Below are 8,685 nucleotides of genomic sequence, written 5' to 3'. Positions count from 1 at the left end.
CTCCGTGCCCGGTCCCGTGCCCCCGCTGTGGCCACCTCCTCCGGATGCACCTCGCCGAGGTGCCGGGAGGGGCCGCCGACCGGGGTGAACTCGTCGACCGGGACCAGGTAGGGAGCCACGGGCCGGGCCGTGAACTCCATCGCTCCGGAGGGGGACTTGTGCAGGTCGAGGTGGTGGAACCAGGAGGCGTCGTCGCGCTGGGGGTGGTCGAGGCGGTCGTGGTAGAGGCCCCAGCGGGACTCGGTGCGAGCCAGGGAGGCGCGCGCGGCCATCTCCGCGCAGTCGCGGATGAAGGAGACCTCGGCGCAGCGCATCAGTTCGTGCGGGGTGCGGGCGCCCATCGCGGCGATGTCGTCCCGCATCCGCTCGAAGGACTCCAGGGCCAGCGAGAGCCGGGCGCCGGACTTCGGCGGGGCCACGTAGTCGTTCACGAAGCGGCGCAGCTTGTACTCGACCTGGGGCTGCGGCGGCCCGTCCGGGTTGCGCAGCGGGCGGTAGATCAGTTCGTGTGCCTCGCGGACCTGGTCGAGCGGCAACTCTCCTTCGTACGGCGTGTACTGCGAGGCGTCCGCGCCCGCGAGGTCGCCGAAGACGAACGCGCCGATCATGTAGTTGTGCGGGACGCAGGCCAGGTCGCCGGCGGCGTAGAGGCGGGGGACGGTCGTACGGGCGTGGTCGTCGACGCGGACGCCGGAGGCGGAGTGGCCGCCGCACAGGCCGATCTCGGAGATGTGCATCTCGATGTCGTGGGTGCGGTAGTCGTGGCCGCGGCCCTCGTGGAAGGTCCCGCGGGTGGGCCGTTCCGTGGAGTGCAGGATCGACTCCAGGGACGAGATCGACTCCTCGGGCAGGTGGCTCAGCTTCAGGTACACCGGGCCCCGGTCGGAGGCGACCTCCGCCGCGAACTCGGCCATCATCTGGCCGGACCAGTAGTCGGAGTCGACGAAGCGTTCGCCGTGCCGGTTGACCTGGTAGCCGCCGAAGGGGTTGGCGACGTAGGCGCAGGCGGGGCCGTTGTAGTCCTTGATCAGCGGGTTGATCTGGAAGCACTCGATGCCGGTGAGTTCGGCGCCCGCGTGGTAGGCCATGGCGTAGCCGTCGCCGGCGTTGGTCGGGTTCTCGTAGGTGCCGTACAGGTAGCCGGAGGCGGGCAGGCCGAGGCGGCCGCAGGCGCCGGTCGCGAGGATGACCGCGCCGGCGCGGACGGTGACGAACCCGCCCGTGCGCGTGTTGAAGCCGACCGCGCCCACGGCACGGCCCTCGGCGGTCAGCACCCGCACCGGCATCACCCGGTTCTCGATGCGGATCTTCTCGCGCATCTCGCGCCGCCGCAGCTGCCGGTAGAGGACCTTCTTGACGTCCTTGCCCTCTGGCATGGGCAGCACGTACGAGCCGGAGCGGTGGACCTGGCGGACCGCGTAGTCGCCGTGCTCGTCCTTCTCGAACTTCACGCCGTACGACTCCAGGCGCTGCACCATGCCGAAGCCGCGGGTGGCGGTCTGGCGGACGGTGGACTGGTCGACGATGCCGTCGTTGGCGCGGGTGATCTCGGCGACGTAGTCGTCGGGTTCGGCGCGGCCGGGGACGACCGCGTTGTTGACGCCGTCCATGCCCATGGCGAGTGCGCCGGAGTGCCGGACGTGCGCCTTCTCCAGCAGGAGGACGTTCGCACCGCGCTCGGCGGCGGTCAGGGCCGCCATGGTGCCGGCGGTGCCGCCGCCGACGACGAGGACGTCGCAGGTGATCTCCTCGGCGTCGGTCGGCGCGGGGATCTCGAGCGGCGGGTTCAAGGAGGGCGTGGTCACCGGGGGGCCTTTCAGGTACCGAGCGAGGAGAGGACGTCGCGCCGCAGCGCCACGCGCGCGGGATGGTCGTGCGCCGACCGGTCGCGCGGGCGCGGCACCTCGCGTACGGCGGTCAGGCGGCCGTCTCCGAGGAGTGCCACGCGGTCGCCGAGGAACAGGGCCTCGTCCACGTCGTGGGTGACGAAGACGACGGTCGCGCCCGTGCCGCGCAGCACCTCCACCAGGAGGTCCTGCATGCCGGCGCGGGTCTGGGCGTCGAGGGCGCCGAAGGGTTCGTCCATGAGGACCGCGCGGGGCGCTCCCGCGAGGGCGCGGGCCAGTTGGGCGCGCTGGCGCTGCCCGCCGGAGACCCGGTGCGGCAACTGCCGGGCCTGGTCGGCGAGTACGACCCGCTCCAGCCAGGACGCGGCCTGTGCGCGGCGCTCGGTGCGCGGCACGCCCTTGACGGCCAGCGGGAGTTCGACGTTGGCGCGCAGGGTGCGCCAGGGCAGGAGGGCGTCCTCCTGGAAGACCAGGGCGCGGTCGGCCGAGGGGCCGGTCAGGGCGCGGGCGTCCTGGGTGACCTGCCCGGAGAGTGGGGCGAGGAGGCCGGCCAGGGTGCGCAGCAGGGTCGATTTGCCGCAGCCGGAGGGGCCGACGACGGTGAGGATCTCACCGGGTGCCACGTCGAGTTCCCGCACGTCGAGCACGGGTGCTCCGGGCCGGCCCAGAGCGGTGCCGCGCAGGGCCAGTGCCGCACCGGTGCCGGAGCCGGTCCGCAGGTCAGACGAGCTGGTCATGGGGGATGCCCTCCTTGGGCCGGACGCTGACCGGCACGTCGGTGCGGGTGCTGCGGGCACGCCGCGGGGTTCGGCGGCCGGCGTAGGACGTCCTCGGCAGCCACCGGGTCAGGCGGCGGCCGAGCAGTTCCACGGCGGTGGAGGTGAGCCAGCCGAGGACGCCGATGGTGACCATGCCGACGAAGACGCCCGCGTAGTCGACGACGGTGTAGTCCTGCCAGGTGCGGTAGCCCACGCCGTACTGGCCGGAGATCATCTCGGCGGAGATGACGCAGATCCACGAGACGCCGATGCCGACGGACAGGCCGCCGAAGATGCCGGGCAGGGCGCCCGGCAGGACGACCGAGGCGATGATCCGCCATCGGCCGGCGCCCATGGTCAGCACCGCCTCCTCCCACACGGGGGTCAGCGCGCGGACGGCGTGCCGGGTGGAGACCAGGACGGGGAAGAAGGCGGCGGTGCAGGTGATGAAGACGATGCCCTGCTCGTTGGAGGGGAAGAGCAGGATCGCGACGGGGACCAGGGCGATCGCCGGGATCGGGCGGACGACCTCCAGGAACGGGCCGAGGAGGTCCTCGGCGAGCGGGGAGCGCGCGATGAGCACGCCGGTCGCGACGCCGAGCACCGCGGCGAGCAGGAAGCCGGTGAGGATGCGGGTGAGGCTGGCGGTGAGGTCCGTCCAGTAGTCGGGGCCGGTGAGGCGGTCGGCGAAGGCGCTCGCCACATCGGTGACCGTGGGGAACTGCGAGAAGCGCAGCCACAGGTCGATGTCCCGGCTGGTCAGCAGTTGCCACCCGGCGAGGGCGACGGCCAGGGAGGCCGCCCTGAGCGCGTACCGGCCGGCTTTCGGCAGGGGGCGGCTCATGACGCCCGCTCCAGTGCGTCGGCGTACGTGACGATCCGGGCGCCGCCGTGCGCGGAGACGTACGCCCGCGCGGTCTGCGGGGCGACGAAGGGCAGGAGCCGGTCGCCGTCGGCCACCCAGACCGCCCTGTCGGCGAACCAGAGGGTGCCGGTGGTGGCGTCGGGCACGTAGGCGGCGCGGATGCCGTCCTGGTGTGCGGAGACGTACGTCAGCAGCTCGGTGGGCGTCTTGAAGGTCTGGGTCCGGGAGGCGCCCTTGGGCCAGACCTCGCTCGCGGAAGCGGGAGGAGCGGCGGCGAGGCGCTCGGCGTACCCGGACCCGAGGGCCTTCTTGACGTACTGGTCGTCGACGAAGGAGTCGACGTCGATGTCGCCGGTGAGCTCGGCCGCCTTCAGGACCGAGACGTCCTGCTTCAGCGCGGAGACCAACTGCGGTTTGAGCGAGGGGTCGAAGGTGGCGATGCCGTGGGCGCCGTTGTAGAGGTAGACGACCTCGGCGGGCAGGCCGGTGGCCTTCGCGACCGACTCGGCGGCGGCGACCGGGTGGGCGTCGAGGTAGTCGGTGGCCTGGGCCTGTGCCTTGAGGAACGCCTCCAGGACCGCGGGGCGCTTCTCGGCGAAGTCCTCGCGGGCGGTGACGCCGTGGAAGGTGGGCAGGTTCAGCTCGGCACCGTCGTACAGGGCCTTCGCCTTGCCCTGGTAGGTGAGCAGTCCGGGCCAGGCGACGAACTGGGAGAGCGCGTCCGCGCTGCCCGCCGACAGGGCCGAAGCGCCTACCGCGGGCTGCTGGTTGAGCTTCTCGATGCCCTTGGCGGGGTCGATGCCGGCCCGTTGCAGGGCGCGTACGAGGGTGCCGTCGGCGGCGGAGCCGACGCTGGTGGAGACCTTCTTGCCGCGCAGGTCGGCGAGCGAGTCCAGCTTGGAGTCGGGGGCGGTGACGATGGTGTTGAGGCCGCCGCGGAGGTTGTAGCCGGTGACCGAGACCAGGTGGGTGGGCTTGCCGAGCTGCTTGCCGCGGGCCGCGTTGATGAGGAGCGGGAAGTCGCCCATCGAACCGATGTCGATCTTCCCGGCGGTCATCTGCGCGGTGATGGGGGCGCCGGTGGCGTAGTCCTGCCAGTCGACCTTGTAGGTGTGGCCGTCGTGCAGGGAGTTGAGCTGCTTCTCGAAGTAGCCGAGGGAGCGCAGCAGGGTGCCGGCGGTGACCGTGTTGATGGTCCTGGACTGGTAGCCGACGGTGACGGTGACCGTCGAGCCGTCGCCCGCCTGGGCGCTGCCGCAGGCCGTCAGCGGCGCCAGCAGCAGCAGGGCGGCGACAACGTGCTTCTTCTTCATGGGTGTTCGGCCTCTCACCGGAGCAGATAGGGCATGTTGACCGTGACGGCTCCGGTGGGACAGCGGGCCGCGCACGGGCCGCAGTACCAGCACTCGTCGACGTGCATGTAGGCCTTGCCGCTGCTGGTGTCGATGGCCAGGGAGTCCAGCGGGCACATGTCCACGCAGAGCGTGCAGCCGTCGATGCACTTCGACTCGTCGATGGTCACGGGCACGTCGGCCCGCTGGGGCACCAAGGGCATGGCTGTCTCCGGGAATGTGCGAGCAGGGGCTTCTACAGGGAGCGGTGCAGCAGGCCGCTCATGGTGATGCGGTCGCCGCGGAAGCGGATGAACTCCAGGTCCACCGGGCGGCCGTCGGCGAGGTGCGTGAGGCGTTCCAGCATGAGGACGGCCGCACCGCGCGGGGCCTCCAGTACGGCGGCGGAGTGCGCGTCCGCGTTCACCGCCTCCAGGGTGATCTCGGCGTGGCCGAGGCCCTGGCCGGTGATCGTCTCCAGCAGGCGGAAGACGTCGGTGTTCTCCAGGTCGGCGCCGAGCAGCGCGGTGCCGAGGTCGAGCGGGAGGTAGGTGAGGTCGAGGGAGAGGGGCAGGCCGTTGAGGCGGCGCAGACGTTCGATGCAGAGGACGTCGGTGCCGGGCTCGACCTGGAGCCGCCGGGCCACCGGGTGCGGGGCGGGGGCGGGTCCCATGGTGCGGACCTCGTTGGTGACCGTGCCGTGTTCGTGCAGGGTTTCCGCGAGACCCATCAGACGGTCCAGGCCGTGGGGGTACTTGTGGCCGACGACGACGGTGCCGACGCCGGGGAGGCGTTCGACCAGGCCTTCCGCGCGGAGCAGGTCCAGGGCTTGGCGGACCGTGTTGCGGGAGGCGCGGTAGTCGGCGGCGAGGGTCGTCTCGTGGGGGAGGGCGCCGCTCTCGAAGCCGCCGGTGAGGATCTGGTGGCGCAGGAGGTCGGCGAGCTGGCGTGCCTGGTCCGCGCGCAGCCGGCGCCTGGCGCGGGCGGCGACGGTGGTCGCGCCCTGCCCGGCGTGGTCCCGGATGCGGTCGGTGGATGGCATGGCTGGAACCATACCGACCTGGTAGGAAAACCTGTGTTGCCGGATTGTTGCGCCACCTGACGAGGTGACGGATACGGCACTGACCTGCGGCTTCTCATGCCGCAGGGTGAGATGTGCCACCTGAACGGGGAATCAGGCGGGCCGGAACCCGCCCAGGGGTGCGGGGAACTGCGCGACCAGCCCCCACCGGGCCGCAGCCGACACTCGACCCTTACGCCAGCGCCGACAACCCCGGCCCGAACACGATCAGCAGCGGCAGCAACGGCACCAGCGCGGCCGTCGCGGACGTCAGCGCCCGCTGCCGGCGCAGCAACCGCGGCGGCGGCTCAAGCAACCGGTCCACCCGCTCGCCCAGCAGCCGGTGGCTGGACGCGCACGACAGCACTCCGCGGTGCTGGTTCAGCTCGATCAGGGCCAGGGCCGTCGTCAGGTGGCCGCACCGCCGTGACGCGGTGTCGTCCGCCGCCAGTTCCACCAGCCGGTGCGTCTGGTCGCAGAAGTGGGCGAACAGCGGCACCCGCGGGAACCCCGTGGCCAGCGCGGTCGAGAGGTGGAGCAGCCAGTCGTGGCGGGCCCGCGCGTGGCCGCGCTCGTGGGTGAGGACCGCGTCCAGCTGGTGATCGGTCAGCCGGTGCAGCGCGCCGGTCGTCACGATGAGCTGCGGCGGGCTCCCCGGCATCCACCACGCGTCCGGGTACTCGTCCTCCAGCACCAGCAGCGGACCGCGCGTCGCCGCCCCCAGGCCGGCCGGCAGATCCGGCGCGCGCTCCCGCAGATGCTCACGGGCCAGGCCCCGGCGCCGGCGGGCCTCGACCAGTTCGCGTGCCAGCATCGCCGTGGTCCACGCGGCCCCGGCCGCCAGCAGCAGGGTCGAGGCGACCGCCCAGGCCGGCGCGGCCGACAGGTCGTACGCCGCGGTCACCGCAGGCGGTGCGGGGGCGAACACATGGTCGCGGACCGTGTGGAAGACGGCCGCCGCGCCCAGCACCAGCGCGGTCAGGCAGCACAGCAGCACCGTGGCGACCAGGCACTGCCACACCCACAGGCCGACCACCGGTTCCCGTTCGGGCCACGCCGCCCGGGTGAGCGCGCGGGGCACCGGCACGGCGGCCGCCACGGCGACGGTGCTCAGCAGGAGCAGGCAGAGTGTCATGCCACGGGCTCCGGATCCTGATCGGAGACAGGGGAGGTGGGGCTGTGCGGTGAGCGCTGCGGGGCGGTCGGCACGTCGTCCCACGCGTACCGCCCGCCGCCAGTATGCCGTGACCGGAGCCCCCGTGGCAGGACTCGGACGGCTCCGGTTGCCTCACACCTCGCCGGGCACCACCCGTCCCACCACATCGCCCAGGCCCACCCGGACCCCGTCCGGGCCGGGAGCCCACGCCGACAGCGTCACCACGTCCCCGTCCTCCAGGAACGTCCGCTTCCCGTCGGGGAGTTCCAGCGCGTCCCGCCCGTTCCAGGTCAGCTCCAGCAGCGACCCGCGCTCGCCGGCGGAGGGTCCGCTCACCGTGCCGGAGCCGTACAGGTCGCCCGTCCTGAGCGAGGCGCCGTTCACCGTCATGTGCGCCAACTGCTGGGCGGCCGTCCAGTACATGGTGGAGAAGGGCGGCTCGGACACCACGTGGCCGTTGATCGCGACGGAGATCCGCAGGTCGTAGCCGCCCGGCTCGACGGCGGGGGCGGTGTCGTCCAGGTACGGCAGCAGCTCGTGCGTCCGCGCGGGCGGCGCCACCCGGGCCTCCTCCAGGGCGTCCAGCGGGGTGATCCACGCCGACACCGACGTGGCGAAGGACTTGCCGAGGAACGGGCCGAGGGGGACGTACTCCCAGGCCTGGATGTCCCGCGCCGACCAGTCGTTGAGCAGGCACAGCCCGAAGACGTGCTCGCGGAAGTCGCCGAGCGGCACCGGCCTGCCGAGCGCGGACGGCGTGCCGACCACGAAGCCGACTTCCGCCTCGATGTCGAGCCGCACCGACGGCCCGAACACGGGAGCCGCGTCGGCGGGGGCCTTGCGCTGCCCCGACGGCCGTACGACATCCGTGCCCGAGACCACCACGGTGCCCGCGCGGCCGTGGTAACCGATCGGCAGGTGCTTCCAGTTGGGGGTCAGGGAGTCCGCCGCGTCCGGGCGGAAGATCTGACCGACGTTACGCGCGTGGTTCTCCGAGGCGTAGAAGTCGACGTAGTCCGCGACCTCGAAGGGAAGGTGCAGCTCGACCGAGGACAGCGGGTGGAAGAAGCCCGCGATCGCCTCCTGGTGGGCCGGCACCGTCACCCAGGCGGTCAGCGCCCGCCGGACGTCCGACCAGGCGGTGCGGCCGGCGGCCAGGAGCGCGTCCAGGGAGGGCCGGGCGAGCAGGGAGGCGTAGGGGGAGCCGAGGGCGGCGGCGGCCGCGCCCGCGTCGAGGACGTGGTCGCCGAGCCGGACGCCGACGGTCCGGTCGGACGAGCCCGAGGGCGAGAAGACGCCGTACGGAAGGTTGTGCGGGCCGAAGGGGTCGCCCTCGGGCAGGTCGAAGGGGACTTCGAAGGGGGGCATGGGGTGCTGCCTCACTCTCGCGCATGCCGTGCGGACCGGCTGGTCGCGGCACACGTTGCGGTCCGGTGGTCGCGCCCACGTTACGGCCGGGACGCCGGTCACGGGAGTGCCTAAAGGGAGAGCAATGTGGCTAAAGAGTTAGCAATGTCCGGTTAAGGGACGGTCGGAGGCTTCCATTCCGGCTTAGCGTCCTTTGCGAGCACGGACGGGCACGGACGGGCACGAACCGGATGGGCGGGACCGCGTCCGGGGGCTCGCGTCCGTGGGGGGACGCGTGGGGGGTCCGTGGCCAGAAGCGCG

General features: G+C 72.6%; 8 protein-coding genes. All 8 read right to left on the bottom strand.

Annotated elements, in window-relative coordinates; all coding sequences use genetic code 11:
• On the bottom strand, positions 1-1,805 hold a 1,805-nt coding region (locus tag AOJ26_RS36160; protein ID WP_063790373.1), incomplete at its 3' end, for a fumarate reductase/succinate dehydrogenase flavoprotein subunit.
• An 11-nt stretch (positions 1,806-1,816) separates the two neighbouring features.
• Positions 1,817-2,584, bottom strand: a complete 768-nt coding sequence (locus AOJ26_RS36155) for an ABC transporter ATP-binding protein (protein ID WP_053852591.1) — start codon at positions 2,582-2,584, stop codon at positions 1,817-1,819.
• Entirely contained in the window at positions 2,568-3,449 is an 882-nt protein-coding gene (locus AOJ26_RS36150; RefSeq protein WP_053852590.1) for an ABC transporter permease, read from the bottom strand. Before AOJ26_RS36150 ends, AOJ26_RS36155 begins: the two co-directional genes overlap by 17 nt.
• Entirely contained in the window at positions 3,446-4,783 is a 1,338-nt protein-coding gene (locus AOJ26_RS36145) for an ABC transporter substrate-binding protein (protein ID WP_053852589.1), read from the bottom strand. Before AOJ26_RS36145 ends, AOJ26_RS36150 begins: the two co-directional genes overlap by 4 nt.
• Positions 4,784-4,797: 14 nt before the next feature.
• Positions 4,798-5,025: a 4Fe-4S dicluster domain-containing protein gene (locus tag AOJ26_RS36140; RefSeq protein WP_053852588.1), complete on the bottom strand. Its 228-nt coding sequence runs from the start codon at positions 5,023-5,025 to the stop codon at positions 4,798-4,800.
• Between the two features lie 32 nt (positions 5,026-5,057).
• Positions 5,058-5,843, bottom strand: coding sequence for a GntR family transcriptional regulator (locus AOJ26_RS36135; protein ID WP_053852587.1), 786 nt, complete (start codon positions 5,841-5,843; stop codon positions 5,058-5,060).
• A 211-nt stretch (positions 5,844-6,054) separates the two neighbouring features.
• Positions 6,055-6,996, bottom strand: coding sequence for a M56 family metallopeptidase (locus AOJ26_RS36130; RefSeq protein WP_053852586.1), 942 nt, complete (start codon positions 6,994-6,996; stop codon positions 6,055-6,057).
• A 153-nt stretch (positions 6,997-7,149) separates the two neighbouring features.
• Positions 7,150-8,385, bottom strand: a complete 1,236-nt coding sequence (fahA, locus tag AOJ26_RS36125; protein WP_053852585.1) for a fumarylacetoacetase — start codon at positions 8,383-8,385, stop codon at positions 7,150-7,152.
• Positions 8,386-8,685 lie beyond the last annotated feature (300 nt).

It is taken from the genome of Streptomyces sp. NRRL B-24085, assembly GCF_001282115.1.
Taxonomy (GTDB): domain Bacteria; phylum Actinomycetota; class Actinomycetes; order Streptomycetales; family Streptomycetaceae; genus Streptomyces.
The sequence above is the reverse complement of the archived record's forward strand: the minus strand, read 5'-3'. Positions and strand labels throughout refer to the sequence as shown.

Coding starts and splice junctions, on each gene's coding strand:
- AOJ26_RS36140 (WP_053852588.1), bottom strand. CDS start 5,025: ATGCCCTTGGTGCCCCAGCGGGCCGACGTGCCCGTGACCATCGACGAG.
- AOJ26_RS36130 (WP_053852586.1), bottom strand. CDS start 6,996: ATGACACTCTGCCTGCTCCTGCTGAGCACCGTCGCCGTGGCGGCCGCC.
- AOJ26_RS36145 (WP_053852589.1), bottom strand. CDS start 4,783: ATGAAGAAGAAGCACGTTGTCGCCGCCCTGCTGCTGCTGGCGCCGCTG.
- AOJ26_RS36150 (WP_053852590.1), bottom strand. CDS start 3,449: ATGAGCCGCCCCCTGCCGAAAGCCGGCCGGTACGCGCTCAGGGCGGCC.
- AOJ26_RS36155 (WP_053852591.1), bottom strand. CDS start 2,584: ATGACCAGCTCGTCTGACCTGCGGACCGGCTCCGGCACCGGTGCGGCA.
- fahA (WP_053852585.1), bottom strand. CDS start 8,385: ATGCCCCCCTTCGAAGTCCCCTTCGACCTGCCCGAGGGCGACCCCTTC.
- AOJ26_RS36135 (WP_053852587.1), bottom strand. CDS start 5,843: ATGCCATCCACCGACCGCATCCGGGACCACGCCGGGCAGGGCGCGACC.